At 65.4% G+C, this 19,337-nt stretch carries 16 protein-coding genes; 1 reads left to right on the top strand and 15 read right to left on the bottom strand.

Annotated features, from left to right (window positions below; genetic code table 11):
• From CH274_RS17580 to CH274_RS17590, 3 genes are all read right to left on the bottom strand, one after another.
• On the bottom strand, nucleotides 1-1,491 hold the full coding sequence (locus CH274_RS17580) for a sensor histidine kinase (protein ID WP_094658326.1): 1,491 nt from the start codon (nucleotides 1,489-1,491) through the stop codon (nucleotides 1-3).
• On the bottom strand, nucleotides 1,488-1,928 hold the full coding sequence (locus CH274_RS17585; protein WP_094658327.1) for a hypothetical protein: 441 nt from the start codon (nucleotides 1,926-1,928) through the stop codon (nucleotides 1,488-1,490). Before CH274_RS17585 ends, CH274_RS17580 begins: the two co-directional genes overlap by 4 nt.
• Nucleotides 1,929-2,008: 80 nt before the next feature.
• Entirely contained in the window at nucleotides 2,009-3,466 is a 1,458-nt protein-coding gene (locus CH274_RS17590; protein WP_094658328.1) for an amidohydrolase, read from the bottom strand.
• 73 nt (nucleotides 3,467-3,539) lie between these two features.
• On the opposite strand from CH274_RS17590, the gene CH274_RS17595 reads away from it, so the two are divergent.
• Nucleotides 3,540-3,974 (top strand): acyl-CoA thioesterase, encoded by a 435-nt coding sequence (locus tag CH274_RS17595; RefSeq protein WP_094632367.1) that lies wholly within the window; start codon nucleotides 3,540-3,542, stop codon nucleotides 3,972-3,974.
• On the opposite strand, the gene CH274_RS17600 is transcribed toward CH274_RS17595, so the two are convergent.
• The 12 genes from CH274_RS17600 to mftF form a co-directional block, all read right to left on the bottom strand.
• On the bottom strand, nucleotides 3,950-5,896 hold the full coding sequence (locus CH274_RS17600; RefSeq protein WP_094658329.1) for an acetoacetate--CoA ligase: 1,947 nt from the start codon (nucleotides 5,894-5,896) through the stop codon (nucleotides 3,950-3,952). The genes CH274_RS17595 and CH274_RS17600 overlap by 25 nt on opposite strands.
• Before the next feature lie 31 nt (nucleotides 5,897-5,927).
• Nucleotides 5,928-7,544: an AMP-binding protein gene (locus CH274_RS17605; RefSeq protein WP_179275791.1), complete on the bottom strand. Its 1,617-nt coding sequence runs from the start codon at nucleotides 7,542-7,544 to the stop codon at nucleotides 5,928-5,930.
• A gap of 54 nt (nucleotides 7,545-7,598) precedes the next feature.
• Nucleotides 7,599-8,372: an ethanolamine ammonia-lyase subunit EutC gene (gene eutC / locus CH274_RS17610; protein WP_094645398.1), complete on the bottom strand. Its 774-nt coding sequence runs from the start codon at nucleotides 8,370-8,372 to the stop codon at nucleotides 7,599-7,601.
• 122 nt (nucleotides 8,373-8,494) lie between these two features.
• A complete protein-coding gene (locus tag CH274_RS17620; protein WP_094658331.1) occupies nucleotides 8,495-9,907 on the bottom strand; it encodes an ethanolamine ammonia-lyase subunit EutB in 1,413 nt (470 codons plus the stop codon).
• Nucleotides 9,904-11,358, bottom strand: coding sequence for an ethanolamine permease (gene eat, locus CH274_RS17625; protein ID WP_032397557.1), 1,455 nt, complete (start codon nucleotides 11,356-11,358; stop codon nucleotides 9,904-9,906). Before eat ends, CH274_RS17620 begins: the two co-directional genes overlap by 4 nt.
• Nucleotides 11,359-11,498: 140 nt before the next feature.
• Nucleotides 11,499-12,476, bottom strand: coding sequence for a cation diffusion facilitator family transporter (locus tag CH274_RS17630; RefSeq protein ID WP_032397558.1), 978 nt, complete (start codon nucleotides 12,474-12,476; stop codon nucleotides 11,499-11,501).
• 80 nt (nucleotides 12,477-12,556) lie between these two features.
• The gene (locus CH274_RS17635; RefSeq protein ID WP_045195996.1) at nucleotides 12,557-13,096 is read right to left on the bottom strand and encodes a DUF779 domain-containing protein; all 540 of its coding nucleotides are present in this window, start codon (nucleotides 13,094-13,096) and stop codon (nucleotides 12,557-12,559) included.
• Nucleotides 13,096-14,619 (bottom strand): acetaldehyde dehydrogenase ExaC, encoded by a 1,524-nt coding sequence (gene exaC / locus CH274_RS17640; RefSeq protein WP_032397559.1) that lies wholly within the window; start codon nucleotides 14,617-14,619, stop codon nucleotides 13,096-13,098. Before exaC ends, CH274_RS17635 begins: the two co-directional genes overlap by 1 nt.
• A 146-nt stretch (nucleotides 14,620-14,765) precedes the next feature.
• Nucleotides 14,766-16,061 (bottom strand): transcriptional regulator, encoded by a 1,296-nt coding sequence (locus CH274_RS17645; protein ID WP_032397560.1) that lies wholly within the window; start codon nucleotides 16,059-16,061, stop codon nucleotides 14,766-14,768.
• A gap of 109 nt (nucleotides 16,062-16,170) precedes the next feature.
• A complete protein-coding gene (locus CH274_RS29280) occupies nucleotides 16,171-16,308 on the bottom strand; it encodes a hypothetical protein (protein ID WP_176459466.1) in 138 nt (45 codons plus the stop codon).
• Nucleotides 16,309-16,358: 50 nt separating this feature from the next.
• The gene (gene mftG, locus CH274_RS17650; protein ID WP_094658332.1) at nucleotides 16,359-17,852 is read right to left on the bottom strand and encodes a mycofactocin dehydrogenase MftG; all 1,494 of its coding nucleotides are present in this window, start codon (nucleotides 17,850-17,852) and stop codon (nucleotides 16,359-16,361) included.
• A gap of 33 nt (nucleotides 17,853-17,885) precedes the next feature.
• The gene (mftF, locus tag CH274_RS17655) at nucleotides 17,886-19,283 is read right to left on the bottom strand and encodes a mycofactocin biosynthesis glycosyltransferase MftF (RefSeq protein WP_094658344.1); all 1,398 of its coding nucleotides are present in this window, start codon (nucleotides 19,281-19,283) and stop codon (nucleotides 17,886-17,888) included.
• Nucleotides 19,284-19,337: the final 54 nt, after the last annotated feature.

A 19,337-nucleotide genomic window follows, 5' to 3' on the forward strand; every position in this document is an offset into this window, starting at 1 on the left:
TCATCGGGCCGGCAGGTCGAGCCCGAATGTGGCACCCTCACCGGGCCTGCTGTCGAGCGTCGCGGCACCGTGGTGCCCATCGGCGATTGCACGCACGATGGACAGACCGAGACCCGCGCCGCCATTGTCCGAGCGACTCGATCCGGTACTGCCCCGGGCGAACCGCTCGAAGATGGTTCTCGCGTCCTCGCTGGACACACCGGGTCCGGAGTCACTCACCCACAACAGAACTCGATCTTCGGCACGCTCCGATCCCACCACGATCCGGTCACCGGTCCTGGTGTGCGACACTGCGTTCTGCGCCAGCTGAAGCACTGCCTGGGTGACTCGTTGCGGATCGACCCGTACCGAGCCCGTACCGACGTGCCCCAGTATCCAGTCGCGGTCGGCGAGCGCGCGGACCTTCGCGTCGATGTCGCGCGTGAGGGTTTCGAGATCCACCGGCTGCTTGTGGACGAAATCCGGGCGCTCGGCTTTGGCGAGGAGCAACAGGTCCTCCACGATCCGGTTCATTCGGTCCAACTCGTCGGTGACGAGTCGGACCGTCTCTTCGCGCTCACGGGGATCGTCGCCCATCAGTTCGAGATGCCCGAGGACGATCGTGATCGGCGTTCGTAACTCATGGCTCGCGTCGTCGACGAATTGTCGCTGCGCGGCGAACGCGGCCTCCAGTCGATCGAGCATGTCGTTGAACGTGTCGGCGAGCTCGGCAACATCGTCGCGACCGCCCACCTCGATCCGCCTGGACAGGTCGTCGGTGGTGATTTGGGCCGCGGTCCGGCGAACCAGGCGCACGGGCGCAAGGATCTGTCCGGCCACCACCCAGGCGATGCCGCCCGTGAACAGCAATGCCATCAGTGACACTCCGACCACTACGCGAACGGTGTCGGACACGTCGCCGCGCTCGCGGTCGACGAGAATTCCGATCGCGAAAGTTCCGGCCTGGCCCCCGCCGGACGGTTCGGCGACCTGTTTCGCCCAGGCGACTTCGCCTTCCGAAGTCTGCGTGGATCCAACACTGTCGGGTGAGTTCACGATGGCCGACACGACAGCCGCATCGGCGACCAGATCTCCTGGACCGCTGCGTTCCTGACGCAACAGTCGATCGGTGTAGCCGAACAGGATCTCGTCATCGTCCGGGTATTGGCGCTGCAGGTGCAACTGGAGCAGATCGGCGACGTTGCCGAACGGCAACCCGTCGTCCGGGTCGCGACCGGTGGCAGCGAACTCGCTGAACTCGCCGATCTCCTGCTCGAGAGCTACTGCGGTGTCTCGCTCGACCTCCGCGAGGAGGATCGTTCGCACGGCAACCCCGACGGCCAGCATGGCCAGCGCCATGACGAACAACAGCCAGCCGAGAATGCGCACCCGCGCCGGAACCCGCGTCCCTACCCGGGCGCTACGGAGCGCAGGCTCGGGCACCGGCCCCTTCGGCGCGAGCGCCTCGGTGCGAGCCTTCGTGTCGTCGATCAATTCTTCGGTCGAGTTCACCCGTCGTCGTCTTCCGCGTCGTCGCTGTCCGCATCGTCCTGGTCGCCGAAGTCGTCGTCGTCATCCCAGTCCGGTAGGACCTCGACAGGCGGCGGGGCGGGGACGACGATGGACTGCGGCGCCGCTGGAGGGGCCGGTGCGGCCGGAGTCGTCGCGCCCGCTGCGCCCGTGGCGATGGGAGGAGCTGCGGTCATCGATGGGCCCGGGTCGGCCGATGGCGCCGTATCGCCCGGTGGGGCCGGGGCGCTCGATGGGGCCGCCGACGGTGCCGCGTCGGACGGCTGGGGCGACGCGCTCGATGCCGCAACTCCGACGGTGACCCGCGGCTCGAAGCTCGGTGCCTGCGGGGTATCGGCAAGTACGGTGCTCGCCAGCGCTACGCCCACCGGAACGATCACCACGGCTGCCAGGACTGCGATCTTGGGTGCGAACTTCACGCCACCACGGTCTCTGCGGTGTGTGAGACGGCGATGAAGGCGACATGAGTAATTTCTCATGTCCGTGCCGAAGTGGGTGCCTACCCCCCAGCTGCGTGAGTGAGCGCACCGGCGCAGATCGTGGCTCTGATCTCCGTCTCGGCGAGATCGTGCACCGAGCGGTGCACGGGATGCTCGACGAGCACGGCGATGTCCGCCGCATCCCCCACTCGGAGTGGCCCACGGCCACCGCACGCCGCGCGCAGAGCAACCTCGAGGGGTACTGCTTCGTCGAGGTGCCACGGAGGTCGCTCGTCGTCGGTACGGAACACCGCAGCCGCGACTCCCGCCAACGGCTCCGGCGGACTGACCGGGGCGTCGGAACCGAAGAGCAGCCTCGCACCGCTGCGGTGCAACGTTCCGTAGCCGTAGGCCACCGAACGCCGTCCTGCCCACAGATCCTCGGCGATGTCGCGATCGGACATCGCGTGCTGCGGCTGCACCGATGCAGCGACACCCAAGGCGGCGAACCGCGTGATGTCCTCCGGCAGGATCTGCTGAGCATGTTCGATTCGACCGCCGCAGCCGGCGCGCTCGAACGCATCGAGCGCGACGGTGTTGGCGCGATCACCGATCGCGTGGACGGCCGCCGCGATGCCGCCGCGTGACGCCCGCGCGACGAGATCGAAGAGACTGCCCGGGGTCTCGAGCAACAGCCCGTACGCGTCGTCCCCGTCGATCCCCGGGTATCGATCGTGGCAGCACGCGGTTCGGGTGTTGAGCGAACCGTCGAGCATCACCTTGAGCGGGCCGCGTCTGATCAGGTCCGAGTGGGCCGAGACGTCTCCGGTCCGCTCACCACGATCGAGTGCCTCGTCGAGCCATTGGGGCCACACCGTCGTGTCGATGCGGACGGCGGGCGAGCCGGCCGTCAACCGTCGATCCCAGACCGTCTTGTTGTCCGCGAACTCGAAATCCACGACGCCGGTGACACCGCGGACCGCCAGTGCTGCGGTCGCGTCGAGCACGGCCCGATCGAGTTCGGCCGGGTCGTCCTGCTCCTCGAGCGCCATGACCGCTTCGAGGCCGTCGACATCGCGGAGCACACCGGTGGGGTGATCGATACCCAGATCGTCGAGCAACGCCGGGCTGAGCCACAACGTGTGCAGGTCCATGCTCGTCATCGCCACGCGGGCACCGGGCAGCGCATTCTCGAGCAGGTCCTTGTGCGGCTCCTCCGGCCAGTGCGCGTCACGGAAGCCGTTGGCGCGCACCACTGATTCGCCTGCTGTCCGAGCATAGGGATACACCAGTGCGACGGCATCGGCCGCCGATGCCGCGGGCCCGACGTCGATTCGTCGCCGCGCCGCCGCCCACTGTGTCAGGTGCACGTGCGAGTCCACGAACCCGGGCAGCGCCACCCCGCCACCACCGTCGAGTACCTCGTCGCTCGATGCTCGTCGGGTGCCCGCAGGGGTGATCGACGCGATGACCGAGCCCGCGAGTTCGATGTCGACGAGCAGCCCGGAACCATCCAGTGCGACGTTGGCGATAATCACTCCTGGGACTCTAGAGCGTCCTCCGCACGGGCGCGCATGCCATCCTCTAGCGATGAAGCCAGAGCCTGTTGCGATGCGGACAGAGTCGACCGAGCCCGTCGGATATCACGCGAGCGTGACGGTGCGCTGGTCCGATATGGACGCCTTCGCACACATCAACCATGCCCGGATGGTCACCCTGCTCGAAGAAGCGCGCATCGAATGGCTGCTCAGCGAGGGCGAGGCCAACGAGTCTCTGATCAAGAGTGCGTTGATCGCCGATGTCACCATCGCGTACAAGAAGCCGCTTCGGCACTCGGACGGTCCGCTGGACGTCACGCTGTGGTTCGAGAAGGTGCGCGCAGTCGATTTCACCATCGGGTACGAGGTCCGTGCCGCGGGCGCAGCACCCGATTCACCGCCCGCCGTGGTGGCGACGACCCGGATGGCGATGGTCGACGTCGGTGCCGAGACCTTGCGCCGCATCGCGCCGGAGGAAAAGGCCTACCTGGCCCGCTGGACGCGCTGAAACTCGGTCGCCCGATCCAGGAACCACGCCAACGCGGCCGGATCGTCGACGGCACTCGCATCGAGAGTGCCTGCAGCAGTGGCACCCTGGAAGAGGCGTTTGAGTGGCACCTCGAGCTTCTTCCCGGTCCGGGTGTGGGGTACCGCGGGTGCGGCGATGATGTCGTCGGGAACGTGTCGCGGCGATGCCTGTGTTCTGATGACGGATGCGATGCGCTCCCGCAATTCGTCGGTCACACCGTCCGGGACCACCACGAACAGGGGCATCCAGTATCCACCGTCGGATAACTCGATGCCGAGGACGAGCGCCTCGGTCACCTCGTCCAGAGATTCGACGGCCTGGTAGATGTCGGCGCTGCCCATGCGAATTCCGTTGCGGTTGAGCGTCGAATCCGATCTTCCGTGCACGACGACGCTGCCGCGGTCGGTCATCGTGATCCAGTCACCGTGCCGCCAGATGCCCGGATAGGTGTCGAAATAGGCGTCCCGGTATCGAGATCCGTCGGCGTCGTTCCAGAAGTATAGCGGCATCGACGGCATCGGTTCGGTGACGACCAGTTCGCCGACGGTACCGCGGACAGGTTCGCCGTCCTCGTCGTAGGCGTCGAGCGCGACCCCGAGGAACGGCACCGACAGCTCCCCCGCCCAGACCGGGGCGGTCCGCACTCCCCCGGCGAACGCCGACACCACGTCGGTCCCGCCGGAGATGGAGAAGACCGGTAGGTGCGCTCCGATGTTCTCCGACAACCAGATCGACGACGATGCAGGCATCGCGGACCCAGTGATGCCGACGGCCCGCAGCGCCGACAGATCGTGGTCGGTGCCGGGATGCGTGTCGGCCTTGATGCACGAGAGCACGTACCCGGGGCTGGTACCGAGGTACGTCACACCCAACCGAGCGGCGATGTCCCACAGTGTATCCGGTGCCGGAAACGCCGGGTTGCCGTCGGCGCACACGATGGTGGCACCGGTCAGCAGGCCGGCGATCTGGAAGTTCCACATCATCCAGCTGGGGCTGGTGTACCAGAAGAACACGTCTTCGGGGCCCAGATCGGACTGTAGGGCAACGGATTTGAGGTGCTCGAGCACCACACCGCCGTGACCGTGCACGATTCCCTTCGGCAGACCCGTGGTGCCCGAGGAGAACACGACCCACAGCGGGTGGTCGAAAGGCACCGACGCCGGGGCCAGTTCACGACTGTGCTCCGTTGCGGCAGACCAGCTCACTGCGTTTCCCGACGCCTCGCCGACCGTCACCACGACCTGCAGTGTCGGCAGCCCCGACGTGAGCGCGTCGACGTCGGCGGCCTTGTCTCGGAACTTCCCTCCGTACACGTACCCGTCGGCAGTGATCAGTGCCGTTGGTTCGAGCTGGCCCAGACGGTCGAGTGCCGCCGAGGCCGAGTAGTCCTGCCCGCACGCGGACCAGACCGCCCCCAGGCCCGCGGTCGCCAGGAAGCCGATCACCGCCTCGGGGACGTTGGGCAGGTATCCGACGACGCGGTCGCCGCGTCGGACTCCCGCGTCGGCCAGCATGCCTGCCAGCGCCCCGGCCTGATCGATCATCTCCTCCCACGTCACGGTCCGCGTCGAACCGTCTTCGCGGGCGTGGACGATCGCGGCGCGGCCCGATCGAGCGTGTCGAACGACCTGGTCCACGTAGTTCAGTTCGGTACCCGGAAACCAGTGTGCTCCCGGCATACCGTGCTCTGCGAGCACCGTCGTCGGCACGCTGGAGGAGCGAACCTCGAAGAAGTCCCACACCGCTCGCCAGAACAGTTCCAACTCGTTGGTCGACCATCGCCACAGAGACGAGTAGTCCGGTAGCAGCACATCGTGGCGTTTCTCGACGAATCGCGCGAACTCGGTCACCCGAGCCTCGGCGACGTCGGAATCCGTCGGTGTCCACAGCGCACTGGTCATGGCAGCGAGTATGGCAGCCCGAGGGCGATATTCAGATCAATCCGAGCGACCGTTCGCGCATTTCCACCTTGCGCACCTTGCCGGTGACCGTCATCGGGAACTCGTCGACCACGTGCACGTATCGCGGGATCTTGTAGTGCGCCAGCCGTCCGTCGCAGAAGGCGCGCACCGCAGTCGAATCGAGAGGCGCTGCACCGTCTTTCATCTTGATCCACACCATGAGCTCCTCGCCGTACTTCGGGTCGGGCACACCGATCACCTGGGCGTCGAGGATGTCGGGGTGGGTGTAGAGGAACTCCTCCACTTCGCGGGGATAGATGTTCTCGCCGCCGCGGATCACCATGTCCTTGATCCGCCCGGTGATCGCCACGTAGCCGTCTTCGTCCATCACCCCGATGTCGCCGGTGTGCATCCACCCCTCGCCGTCGATCGCCTCCGCGGTCTTGTCTGGCTGCTGCCAGTAACCGAGCATCACCGAATAGCCGCGAGTGCACAGCTCGCCGGCCTCGCCTCGGGGCAGCGTCTCGCCGAGGACGGGGTCGACGATCTTGACCTCGAGGTGCGGACCGACGCGTCCGACGGTCGACACCCTCTGCTCGATGGAGTCCTCGCTTCGAGTCTGCAGCGACACCGGAGACGTCTCGGTCATGCCGTAACAGATCGACACCTCGGCCATCCCCATTCGGTCGATGACCTGCTTCATCACTTCGGTGGGACACGGCGATCCGGCCATGATGCCGGTACGCAGACTGCCGAGGTCGAATTCGTCGAAATTCTCCAGTGCCAGTTCGGCGATGAACATCGTCGGGACTCCGTAGAGCGACGTGCACTTCTCGGTGGCGACGGCCGTCAACGTCGCCACCGGATCGAACGAGGGACCGGGAATCACCATCGCTGCGCCGTGCGAGGTGCACGCGAGATTGCCCATCACCATGCCGAAGCAGTGGTAGAACGGCACCGGAATGCAGACGCGGTCCTCTGCGGTGTAGTGGCAGAGCTCGCCGACGAAGAAGCCGTTGTTGAGGATGTTGCGATGGCTGAGAGTCGCACCCTTGGGGAATCCCGTTGTCCCCGAGGTGTACTGGATGTTGATCGCATCGTCGGGACCAAGTCGCTCGGACACATCGGTGATCATCCGCGGAGTCTTCGCCAACGCTCGATGCCCGCGATCGGTCATCGCCTCCCACTGGATGCTCCCGATGAACAGCACCTCACGCAGGGATTCCACCTCGGGGCGCACGTCGTCGATCATCGCCACGTAGTTCGATCCCTTGAACTCCGTGGCCGACAACAGCACCGACACCCCGGCCTGCTTCAGCACGAACTGCAACTCGTGTGAGCGATAGGCGGGATTGATGTTGACCAACACGGCACCGATCTTGGCCGTCGCGTATTGCGCCAGAACCCATTCCGGGCAGTTGGGAGCCCACATTCCGACACGGTCCCCCACCTCGACTCCGGCCACGAGCAAGCCGGCCGCCAACAGGTCGACGTCGGCGACGAACTCCGAGTAGGTCCACCGCCGCCCGGACGCAACATCGATCAACGCGTCACGATCCGAGTACAGCGCCGCGGTGCGATCCAGATCGGCACCGATCGTGTCGTCCAGAACTGCGGTATCCGACGCGCCGGAAGAATAACTGTCCATGGACCCCACGGTAGTGAGCCCGGTCACGTACAGCCACCCCCGAATAGGGGGACGTCACTCGAGTGTGAGGGCCTCGGCCGCTTCGAGCACATCGGCTCGCGAGGTGTCCTTCAACGCCACACCCGACCGCCCGAGTCTCCTGGCACCGGCCAACAGGCCGGCCACGATTCGTGCCGACTGTGCGTACCCCTGTCCCTCCGGCGGATGGATGTTGGAGATGCAGTTGCGATCGGCGTCGGTGCACCCGGGTTTCGGCAGATGCGTCAAATAGATGCCGAGACTGTCCGCAACCGACAACCCCGGACGCTCCCCGATCAGAACCAGCACTGTCCGAACACCCATCGCCGCGGCGATGTGATCACCGAGCGCCACCCGCGCCTCGGTCGCGATCACCGGAGCCGCGATCGAATAACGATCGGAGAGCTCTGCTTTCAACGCGTCCAGCATCGCCACACCGTGGTCGGCGAGCGCACGCGGGGACAAGCCGTCGCCCAACACGATGCCGATCTCGTCCTCGGAATGCGGCACCGCCGACAGATCCTTCGGCTGCCGACCCAGATCGGGCCGTCGCAGATACTCCGCACGACTGGTCGCCAACGACGTCACCACCGACGGTGCACCGAGACCGACCTGCTCGACCCGGCCCACGAACTCCTCGACCTCGAGCGGCATGTGCACCGCATCGCGCGCGGCGGCATGAGCAGAGCGAAACTCGAGCACCCGCGTGGTCGGCAACGAATCACCGATGCGCCCCAGTCCGATCCGGGCCTGCGTCATCGCCCGCATCTCGCCCCAGAACTCTGTTTCCGGTCGTTCCGCGGGCTCCACTCCTGCACTCCCTGGTCGTTCCGCGGGCTCCACTCCTGCACTCCCTGGTCGTTCCGCGGGCTCCACTCCTGCACTCCCTGGTCGTTCCGCGGGCTCCACTCCTGCCACCTCCGATTCACCGGTCATCGCGCACTCATCAAGGCCCGTAGCGGTGAACCCGCGGCATCGACGTCGAGGACCCGGCCGTCGGCGTCCACCATGCCCAGACGGGAGAGCCACGACTCGAATTCCGGTGCCGGCCGCAGACCCAGAACCTGTCGAACGTAGAGCACGTCGTGAAAGCTCAGCGACTGGTATCCGAGCATGACGTCGTCGGCACCGGGAACCGCGATGACGAACGCGACCCCGGCCGCGCCGAGGAGCGTCAGCAGGGTGTCCATGTCGTCCTGGTCGGCCTCGGCGTGGTTGGTGTAGCAGACGTCCACTCCCATCGGCAGTCCAAGCAGCTTGCCGCAGAAGTGATCTTCCAGGCCCGCCCTGATGATCTGCTTGCCGTCGTACAGGTACTCGGGCCCGATGAATCCGACGACGGTGTTGATCAGTAACGGCTCGAGATCGCGGGCCACGGCGTACGCACGCGTTTCGAGGGTCTGCTGATCGACGGGGCGGTCGCCGGTGCCGATGTGCGCACCCGCCGACAATGCCGAACCCTGACCGGTTTCGAGATACATGACGTTGTTCCCGACGGTTCCGCGGTGCAGCGATCGGCCGGCCTCGTTGGCCTCCCGCAGCAGCGGAACGTTCACTCCGAAGCTCGAATTGGCTCCTTCGGTGCCCGCGATGGATTGGAACACCAGATCGACCGGAACGCCCTTGTCGATCAGTTCCATCGTCGTTGTCACGTGCGAGAGAACGCACGACTGCGTCGGAATCTCGAAGCGTTGCCGAACGTCGTCGAGCAGATGCAGCAGGTCGGCCGTCGCCTGCGGTGAGTCGGTGGCCGGGTTGATACCGATCACCGCGTCGCCCGATCCGAGCAACAGTCCGTCGAGCGTGGCCGCGGCGATTCCGCGGGGGTCGTCCGTCGGGTGATTGGGCTGAAGCCGCGTGGTCAGTGTTCCGGGCAGCCCTATCGTCGTACGGAACGCCGACGTCACCTGCGCGGCCCGCGACACCGCGATCAGATCCTGGTTCCGCATGATCTTGCTGACCGCCGCCACCATCTCCGGGGTCAGTCCGGCTGCCACCGAGCGCAACGTCGCCGCCGCGTTCGGCCCTGCGGTGACCTGCAGCAGCCAGTCCCGCAGACCTCCGACGGTCAGGTGCGAGACCGCCCCGAACGCGATTCGGTCGTGTGAATCGATGATGAGCCGGGTGACCTCGTCGCTCTCGTACGGAACGAGCAGATCGTGCAGGAAGACATCGAGCGAGACCTCCGACAATGCCCACTGCGCTGCAGCTCGTTCGGCATCGGATTCGGCTGCGCAACCGGCCAATTCGTCTCCCGACCGCAGCGGGGTCGCCTTGGCCATCAGGTCCACCAGACCGTCGAAGGTGTAGGTGGTACCCGAGACCTGTTGGGTGTAGATCGTCATTCCAGCTCGGCCTCGGCCTCGGCCAGTGCGGCGAATTCCTCGTCCGGCGAATTCGCAACCAGATGATGCCTGCTGTAGATGCCGAAGTAGGCCATGAACGCGACGAACACGGCCAGGCACCACAGCGCCGCGGTGGAGTCGACGACGAAGGTGGCGACAACGGCGAGGGCTGCGATGACCAACGCGAATCCGGTGGTCACGACGCCGCCGGGGGTTCGGTACGGGCGTTCCATGTTCGGCTCGTTACGACGCAGCACGATGTGGCTGACCATCATCAGAACGTAACTCAGAGCCGCGCCGAACACGGCCATGTTGAGCAACATTCCGCCCTGACCGGTCAACGAGAGCAAGAAGCCGATGACGCCCGGCACGATCAACGCCAGTGTGGGGGCCTTGCGAGAGTTGGTGATGGACAGCGTCTTCGGCAGGTACCCGGCGCGCGAGAGCGCGAACAGCTGGCGTGAGTACGCGTACATGATCGAGAAGAACGACGCGACGAGTCCGGCCAGGCCGATGTAGTTGACGATCTTGCTCGCGGTTCCGTCACCGAGAGCTTCCACCAACGGGTTCCCCGATTCCTTGACGGCGTCGGCACCGCCGGCCCCGGTCACCAGGAACAGCACGACGGCACCGGTGACGAGCAGCACGCCCATGGCGGCGATGATGCCGCGCGGGACGTTCTTCGTCGGATCCTTGGCCTCTTCCGCGGCCAGCGGAACACCTTCGATGGCGAGGAAGAACCAGATGGCGAACGGAACGGCAGCCCAGATTCCGAGGTAGCCGAACGGCAGGAATCCGGAGGCTCCGGCGGCGTCGGTGGGGGCGATGTCGGTCAGGTTGCTCGCGTCGAACTGTCCGATGGCGGCGATGGCGAAGACCACGAGTCCGACCAGTGCGATTCCGGTGATGACGAACATGATCTTGAGGGCTTCGCCTGCGCCGGACAGATGGATCCCGATGAACACGGCGTAGACCACCAGGTAGACCCACCAGCCGTCGGTGATACCGAACAGTCCGAGTGATTCGACGTAGGCACCGATGAACGTGGCGATTGCCGCCGGGGCGATCGCGTACTCGATGAGAATGGCTGTGCCGGTGGCGAATCCACCCCACGGCCCGAGCGCTCGGCGGGCGAAGGTGTAGCCACCGCCCGCTGCAGGCAGCGCCGAGGACATCTCTGCCATGCCGAGGACCATGGCCAGGTACATGCCCGCGATGATGATCGCCGCAATCAGGAGGCCACCGAAACCGCCCTCCGCGAGACCGAGGTTCCACCCCGAGTAATCGCCGGAGATGACGTAGCTGACTCCGAGGCCTGCCAGCAGTACCCAGCCCGCTGTCCCCTTCTTCAGGGTACGTTTGGCCAGGTAGTCACCGCCCTCGACGTGCGACCGAGTGCCCTCGTGAGAGCCGGATTTCGATTGAGACGACTGGGGGTCTACCACGGACATTGCAAGCCTCTCGTAGCAAGTTCGCTCGGAGCGGGGTCACGCCCGAGGGGACGATTCACAACACGTGTGGCGCGCGAATCGGTTCAAGATAGGCCCGTGATGTAAGCGCCGCGTCATCGGTGAGTGACGGGCGAATTACGTCAGGTTCCGACGGCGTTGACGTCGCCGATGTCTCCCTCGTCCGGTTCGGCGACTGTCAGTACCGCGTCCACCACAGCCCTGTTGGTTTCCAACTCACGCTCCAGCCGCCGGAGCGTGTGCGCGATGCGTGATTCTGCGAAATCACCGACGAGATCGACACTCGCCACCACGTAGATCTGTTTGGGACCGACGAACTCGATGCGCACGAATCTGACCGACGCCACCTCGGGAAGTTGCTCGATCCGCTGCACCACCGCGTTCCATAATGCTCTCGATCCTGGTTCGCCGGTCAGGAATCGGCGGTTTCGATCGATCAACACGAAGGCGACGATTCCGAGCAGTACACCCACCAGAATGGATCCGATGGCATCGAAGGCCGCGGACCCCGTCAGTTGATGCAACCCGATTCCCGCACCGGCGATCACGATGCCGATCAATGCGGCGCTGTCCTCCGCGAACACCGCGCGCAGCGTCGGATCCGAGGTCTCGAGTGCGTAGTCGAGGAAGTCCTTGTCGTATTCGGCCGCCTCACCGCGAATCTGCCGAACCGATTGCAGGAACGACACTCCCTCGAGCAGAAATGCGACGGCGAGCACCACATACGCGACGAGGTAGTTCTCGCTGCTCGATTCGCCGGCGAGCAACGAGGTGATGCCGTGCCACACCGATACCGCAGCACCGGCGACGAAGAGACCGATGGCTGCGAGCGTCGACCAGAAGTAGGTCTCGCGCCCGTAGCCGAGCGGCCGCCGATCGTCGGGCCCGCGCGAACCTCGACGATTGGCGACGAGCAGGAAGATCTCGTTACCGGTATCCGCCCACGAATGCGCGGCTTCGGCAACCATCGACGCCGACCCGGTGAACACTGCGGCGAACGTCTTGGCGATCGCGACGCCGAGATTGGCGACGAATGCGATCACCACGGTACGCAGGCTTTCGCCGCCCTCGGCCGCGTCGGATTTCGATGAACTCTTCATCGCTCGCACTGTATGCGCTGCGCGCAGTGGTGCGGTTGTGTGCCACCTGCGGCATCCAACCGCACCACTGCCGCAGGCACTCAGCCCTGAAGCATCCCAGGGACGGGACACGCATCGACGGCCTCGGCGACCACCAAGGGGTCTGCGGGAACCTCCGGCCGTCGACCTTCTTCCCAGTCGACTCCCACCAGTGGTGGATGCTGCGCGAGAATGTCGTTCTCCTCGGCGGTGTATGCACGTCCGCGGCTGAGGAACCGCACTCCCTCGGGCGATTCGAGCGAGAATCCACCGCCGCGGCCGGGAACCACGTCGAGCACGAGCTGGGTGTGCTTCCACGCCTGGAACTGGGATCCCGAGATCCACACCGGCACACCGTCGCTCCCGGTCGGCAGGTCCTGTGGGACCTCACCGACCCCCAGTCGAAGGTCGATGTACCCCAGGAGAACGTCCCGGTCGCCGACGATGAATTCGCCTGCGGGATAACACATCGGCGACGACCCGTCACAGCATCCCCCGGACTGATGCATCATCAGTTCCCCGTGGATACCGCCGAGGCGACGGAGCAGGTCCATCGCCTCGACGGTGGTCTTCAGCCGCGCGGGCTGCGCAGCGCTGTTCATCAGAAGAAGCCCTGGGCCTTCTGGGCGTAGCTGACGAGCAGGTTCTTGGTCTGCTGGTAGTGATCGAGCATCATCTTGTGGTTCTCGCGGCCGATACCCGACTGCTTGTAGCCACCGAACGCGGCGTGCGCGGGGTACTGGTGGTACGTGTTGGTCCACACGCGACCGGCCTTGATGTCGCGTCCGGCTCGGTAGGCGACGCCGCCGTCGCGAGACCAGACGCCTGCACCGAGTCCGTAGAGGGTGTCGTTGGCGATGTCGATGGCATCGTCGTAGTCCTTGAAGGACGTGACCGACACGACCGGGCCGAAGATCTCCTCCTGGAAGATGCGCATGTTGTTCTTGCCGGTGAAGATCGTCGGCTGGACGTAGTAGCCACCGTTCAGATCTCCGCCGAGCTGCGCACGCTCACCGCCGGTGACGACCTGTGCGCCCTCGCCCTTGCCGATCTCGATGTACGAGAGAATCTTCTCGAGCTGATCGTTGGACGCCTGTGCGCCGATCATGGTCTCGGTGTCGAGCGGATCTCCCTGTCGCACAGCCTTGGTGCGGATGGCGGCCAAGGCGAGGAACTCGTCGAAGATGTCAGCCTGGATCAGCGAGCGCGACGGGCAGGTGCACACTTCCCCCTGATTGAGGGCGAACATCGTGAAGCCCTCGAGCGCCTTGTCCTGGTAATCGTCGTTGGCCTGCAGCACGTCGGAGAAGAAGACGTTGGGGCTCTTGCCGCCGAGTTCGAGAGTCACCGGAATCAGGTTCTGCGACGCGTACTGCATGATGAGACGGCCGGTGGTGGTCTCCCCGGTGAAGGCGATCTTGGCGATGCGCGGGCTGGACGCCAGCGGCTTGCCTGCCTCGACTCCGAATCCGTTGACGATGTTGACGACGCCCGGAGGCAGGAGGTCGCCGATGATCGAGATCAGGTGCAGGATCGATGCGGGAGTCTGCTCGGCGGGCTTGAGCACCACGGCGTTTCCGGCCGCGAGAGCGGGCGCGAGCTTCCATACGGCCATGAGGATCGGGAAGTTCCACGGGATGATCTGCCCGACGACTCCGAGCGGCTCGTGGAAGTGGTATGCCACTGTGTCGCTGTCGATCTCGGAGAGTGATCCCTCCTGCGCGCGGATGCAGCCGGCGAAGTAGCGGAAGTGATCGACGGCGAGCGGAATGTCGGCGTTGAGAGTCTCGCGAATCGGCTTGCCGTTGTCCCAGGACTCCGCCAGTGCGATGGACTCGAGGTTCTCGGCGATTCGGTCGGCGATCTTGTTGAGAATCACGGCGCGCTCGGCGGCGGAGGTCTTGCCCCATGCGGGCGCTGCGGCGTGTGCGGCATCGAGCGCGAGCTCGATGTCCTCGGACGTGGAGCGGGCGACCTCGCAGAAGTTCTCTCCGGTGACGGGAGTCGGGTTCTCGAAGTACTGACCCTTGACCGGCGGTACCCACTCGCCGCCGATCCAGTTGTCGTAACGCGACTGGAACGACATGACGGAATCGGCGGAACCTGGACGGGAGTAGACGGACATTGAAAATCCTCCTGATCGACACGTGCTTCACAGTTGATGCGGTGTGTGATTCAGGACACTAGGGCTTGCAACGTTGCAACTACGTTGCCGATGCGACTGCATCTGTGTTGCCGCTGCTGCCGGAGGTACCGACAGTGGCGACAGCGTCAGATTCCGAGTTCGCGGTCGAGGAGATCGATACGCGCACTGACCTGCCCGTACAGCGCGGAGTCTCGGCTCAGGGTGGCCCGGTAGGCCTCCCACGCGATCACGTCCGATCGACCGTGAATCGACGACGTCCACTGCGCCAGTAGCACCGGATCTCCGAGTCGGAGCAGCGCGGCCTGCATTCGAGACCGCAGTTCCTCGCGGATCTCCTCGATGCCGGGCGCGGACGATCCGGGCAGCACCGGACCCGAGTAGATACGAAGAGCAGCCTCGACGTCTCCGCGGTCGAGGGCACGCCGGATGTCGCCGACGTCCGAGGACAGCTCGCCGACCAGGCGGTAGGGCCGCGACGCCAGGCCTGCGGTACCGAATGCCTTGCGCAATCTCGACATCTCGGCGCGAATCGTCACCGAGTCCAGCTCCTGCTCGTCGAGCAGCACGGCGAGGTGGTCGGAGCTGAGCCCTTCGGGATGCTCACCGAGTAGAAGCAGTATCTCCGCGTGTCGCTGGGAGAGCGGTATCCGGCCGGAACCACGCACCACTCCCGGCCGTCCGGATCCGAGAACCTCAAGCCGAGGAGCAGTGTCGCCCAACGATTTCGGCGAGTTCATCAGATGCAGACGCAATTCGGACTCGGCGGCGGCGACGGTGGCACGCACCAGCGAGAGCACCTCGGGCACCGCGACGCGCGGACCACCGGTGATGTCGATCGCCCCCAGGATGTGGCCACTGGTGGGGTGGTGAACCGGTGCCGCCGAGCAGCTCCACTCGTGCACCGACCGAGAGAAATGCTCGGACGCGAAGATCTGCACACTGTGGTCGACTGCGAGCGCGGTACCGGGGGCATTGGTGCCCTTGTTCTCCTCGCTCCAATCGACCCCCTCGGCGAAGTCCATCGTGAGCGCTCGGTCCTTGGCTGCGGAGTCACCCTCGACCCATAGCAGCCGGCCTTCGGCATCGGAGATGGCAACGAGCAAGCCGGTGTCCGCCGCGTCCTCGACCAGCAGCTTTCGGATGACCGGACGAATGATCGCCATCGGATGCCCGTTGCGGTAGCGCTCGAGATCCGGCCCGGTCAATGCCGGAGTGTCGTTTCCGCCGTCGGGATCGACCCCCTTGGTGCGACTGCGCATCCACGAGTCGAGTACGACGGACCTCACCGTCGAACCGTGAGTACGGAGGTCGTCCACGAAAGATTGGTGGGCACTGGACATCTGGCGCGCGAGCACAGCGACGTCCTCGCCGGGACGCACTGCGACCCAGGGGTTGCCGCCACTGTCCGATCGGCTTGCCATTCGACGCTTCCTCCGTGACCTGTCCACATCGTTGTTACCCAGCTCACAGACCAGGATACAGCCGTGGCCGGCGCGCGCGGCTGTGGCCGGTCGCGCCGACCCCGGTTGCCTACTTCTTCTTGGCGCTCGACGTGATGATGTCGTTGCTGGTGTCACCACTCGACTTGGCCCGCTTGTCCGCGCGCTTGTCCTTGAGCGATTTGCCGGATTTCTTGGTCATCGTGTTGCGGGGCGATTTGTCCGACATGGCAGTAACCCATCTATCGGGGAACCCGAACGGTCCCCAGACCATGAACGCTACGCCTCGACACCCCTACCGTGGTCAGCAATCAAGGCCGCTGCACGCTCGGCGAACATGATTGCCGTCGCATGCGGGCCGCGGCTGGGCACCACCGGAAACGCCGAGGTGTCGACGACGAGGACACCGTCGACACCACGCACCCGGCAGTGGTCGTCGAGCACCGCCTCCGGGTCCGATTCCAGGCCCATCTTGGCGCTGCCGGACAGATGCAGCGACGTACCGAGTGCCGCGAGGGGGTCGTCGATCGCGGGCACATCGACGATCTCCGACATGATCGGCGACGCCAGTAGATCGCGTGCGAGTTCGACGCCCTCGCGCATAGCGCGCCGGTCGACCTCCGATTCGAGATAGCGGTATCGCACGTCCGGGGACTCGAACGGATCCGTGCTTCGCAGCGTGATGCTCCCGCGTGCCGTCGAGCGCATGAGGCCGACACCGAACACGTGCGGCCCACGAGAAAGACCGGAGATCAATCGATCGAATCTCCCGGTGTACGGCCTGATCTCGACATCGCCCGCGTGCAACACCGCTTCCAGAGCACGAGATACCGTCGAGAATTCTTCGGTCGTCGCTACCGGAACGGCAACCTCGGGGTGGTCGCTGAAGCCACGGCCGACGCCCGGATTGTCGGAGATCACCGGAATCCCCAGCGCAACACTGCTTTCGGCCGGACCGATGCCGGATCGAAGCAGCAACGCGGGGGTGTGCACAGCACCCGCAGACAGAATCACCTTGTCGGACTTCACGATACTGCGTACACCGTCGACGATGATCTCGACCCCGGCCACCCTGTTTTTCTCGAACATCAACGACGACACCGTCGTATTCCCTTGTATCCGTAGGTTCTTTCGATCGATGACCGGCAGAAGGTATGCCAGAGCGGCACTTACACGGGTACCGTTTCGGATGTTCGACGGAACTGCGCCCACTCCTCCCACGGCCGCGTCGGGTGCGTTCATGTCCTCGTGGAATCGAAAACCTGCGTTCGCGGCCGCCTGCACGAACGATGCGGTCAGCGGATGTCGGTCCTGCTCCGACGTGCGCGAGACCGGCATCGGCCCGCGGGAACCGTGCCACCGATCGACCGCGTCGGCATCGAGATCGGTTTCGGAGCCGATGTAGAACGGCAGCACCTGATCGAACGACCACAAAGACTGCGGCCAGGCATCGAAGTCACCCGGCGTGGCGCGGACGAAGTAGCCGCCGTTCACTGCGCCGGAGCCTCCCAGCACCCGGCCTCGCGCGATCGTCCGGGACACACCGGACGCGAGTTCGGCCGTATAGGTTCCCACCCATTCGCTACCGGGGCCGATGGGAAGTGTCGACGCGTCGAGCACGGCCGCCGGAACGTCGGCGACGCTGTGGAACGCAGGCCCGGCCTCGAGCAACAGCACCGACCGATCGGGGTTCTCACTGAGCCTCGATGCGAGAACGCAACCGCAGGAACCACCTCCGACGACGATGACGTCGGCGAACTCGATCGGGTTCACACCGTCGACGGAGCAGACCGGGGTGGCACCACGTCAGCCGTCGAGGCGGGGCTTGAGGGCGTCGACGCTGCGGGCGGACAGTGCACCGTGCCACAGCCCCGCTCCGTAGGCGACGTCATCGGCTCGTTTGTAGAAGGCATAACGCACCGGATCGAGACCGCCGGGCTCCCGGTGCTTGTACCAATCCGAGAACGCCTCTGCCACAGCCAATCCCAGTGCGATCCTACGAATACGACTGGACAGCAGTACGGTGAGCAGGGTGATCGGCCAATAGTGCCGACACAGGGCCGACGCCAGTTGCCACAACCCCGCCACGAAACCCTCGGCCGCGAGGATGGCCGCGATCCGAGTGGGCTGGTCCAGACCGACGAACATCCTGCGCAGACGAACGATCGTCACGCCGAGTGTGGCGGCAGCGCCGACGAGACCGATCCGCGTCAGACTCGCCGCGAGCAGACATGCAACCAACGTCCACGGGGACATCGCGATGGGCGGCACCATTCCCGGATGACGTGCCGACAACGGTGTGGCACCGGTGCCGTAGAACAGCTTGCGGGCGAACCATTCGGCGAAGGTGACGCGATGCTCGTGCGCGACGTGGGCGACCGGTTCGTAGCGCAGCCTCCACCCCGCTTCCTGCAATCGCCAGCACAGGTCCACGTCTTCGGCCACGTGCATCGACTCGTCGAATCCGTCGCAGTCCATCGCCACCGACCGACGCATCAACATCGCGGCGCTGGGGACGTAGGACACCGAACTGCCTGCCCGTACCGCCGCTTCCTTGCGACCCAGGTCGAGCGACGAGCGGGCATGTTCGTACCTGGCCAGCGCACTGCCCTCGGGCTCGAGTGCGACGATGCGGGGGGCCACCAGGGCGACCGCCGGATCCGAGAAGTGGCCGAGCATCACCTCCAGCCACCCCTTTCGTGGCACGACGTCGGAGTCCAAGAACGCTACGAAATCCGTTGTTGCACATCGCAAGCCAGTGTTCCGTGCGGCAGCAGGTCCACGTGATCGCTCGTGCCGCAGCACCGTCATGCTGCCCACGCTCCAGGAGATCCGCGGTACGGCGACCGGCACGTCCGAGCCGTCGTCGACGATGATGACGTGCAGCCCGTGGAGCGACGCGATCAAGCGCTCCAACCCCGCCTCGTTGTTCTTGAGCGGCACGACGACGGTGACGTCGCTCGGCGAGGGAATCGACATCGGCCGCGGATTCCCGACTCCGGAGTCGAGCAATTTGCGGGCCACGAGCGCGGACTGCGAGTCGGTCACTTCGATGAACCCGTCGCCGATCATGGCGGCAGCGGTCGGTGCCAGCTTGAGCATGCGGGTCGGTGAACCACCGATCAGGACGCGCCCTTCGGAGAATGTACGTACGCGTGGATCGACTCGCACCCCGAAGCCGTCAGGCAACCGACCTTCACCCATCAGGAGATCGTAAGCGGACAAGCCGCCGGAGTGTCGGCCACCCGAGAAATCGGA

Origin of the sequence: Rhodococcus sp. 06-418-5, from assembly GCF_002258285.1 — a bacterium.
GTDB lineage: Bacteria > Actinomycetota > Actinomycetes > Mycobacteriales > Mycobacteriaceae > Rhodococcoides.

What these genes read in the sequence shown, in the direction of transcription:
- CH274_RS17595 (WP_094632367.1), top strand. Translation starts at nt 3,540, where the DNA reads ATGCGGACAGAGTCGACCGAGCCCGTCGGATATCACGCGAGCGTGACG.
- CH274_RS17600 (WP_094658329.1), bottom strand. Translation starts at nt 5,896, where the DNA reads ATGACCAGTGCGCTGTGGACACCGACGGATTCCGACGTCGCCGAGGCT.
- CH274_RS17605 (WP_179275791.1), bottom strand. Translation starts at nt 7,544, where the DNA reads ATGGACAGTTATTCTTCCGGCGCGTCGGATACCGCAGTTCTGGACGAC.
- CH274_RS17620 (WP_094658331.1), bottom strand. Translation starts at nt 9,907, where the DNA reads ATGACGATCTACACCCAACAGGTCTCGGGTACCACCTACACCTTCGAC.
- eat (WP_032397557.1), bottom strand. Translation starts at nt 11,358, where the DNA reads ATGTCCGTGGTAGACCCCCAGTCGTCTCAATCGAAATCCGGCTCTCAC.
- CH274_RS17630 (WP_032397558.1), bottom strand. Translation starts at nt 12,476, where the DNA reads ATGAAGAGTTCATCGAAATCCGACGCGGCCGAGGGCGGCGAAAGCCTG.
- CH274_RS17635 (WP_045195996.1), bottom strand. Translation starts at nt 13,096, where the DNA reads ATGAACAGCGCTGCGCAGCCCGCGCGGCTGAAGACCACCGTCGAGGCG.
- exaC (WP_032397559.1), bottom strand. Translation starts at nt 14,619, where the DNA reads ATGTCCGTCTACTCCCGTCCAGGTTCCGCCGATTCCGTCATGTCGTTC.
- CH274_RS17645 (WP_032397560.1), bottom strand. Translation starts at nt 16,061, where the DNA reads ATGGCAAGCCGATCGGACAGTGGCGGCAACCCCTGGGTCGCAGTGCGT.
- CH274_RS29280 (WP_176459466.1), bottom strand. Translation starts at nt 16,308, where the DNA reads ATGTCGGACAAATCGCCCCGCAACACGATGACCAAGAAATCCGGCAAA.
- mftF (WP_094658344.1), bottom strand. Translation starts at nt 19,283, where the DNA reads ATGGGTGAAGGTCGGTTGCCTGACGGCTTCGGGGTGCGAGTCGATCCA.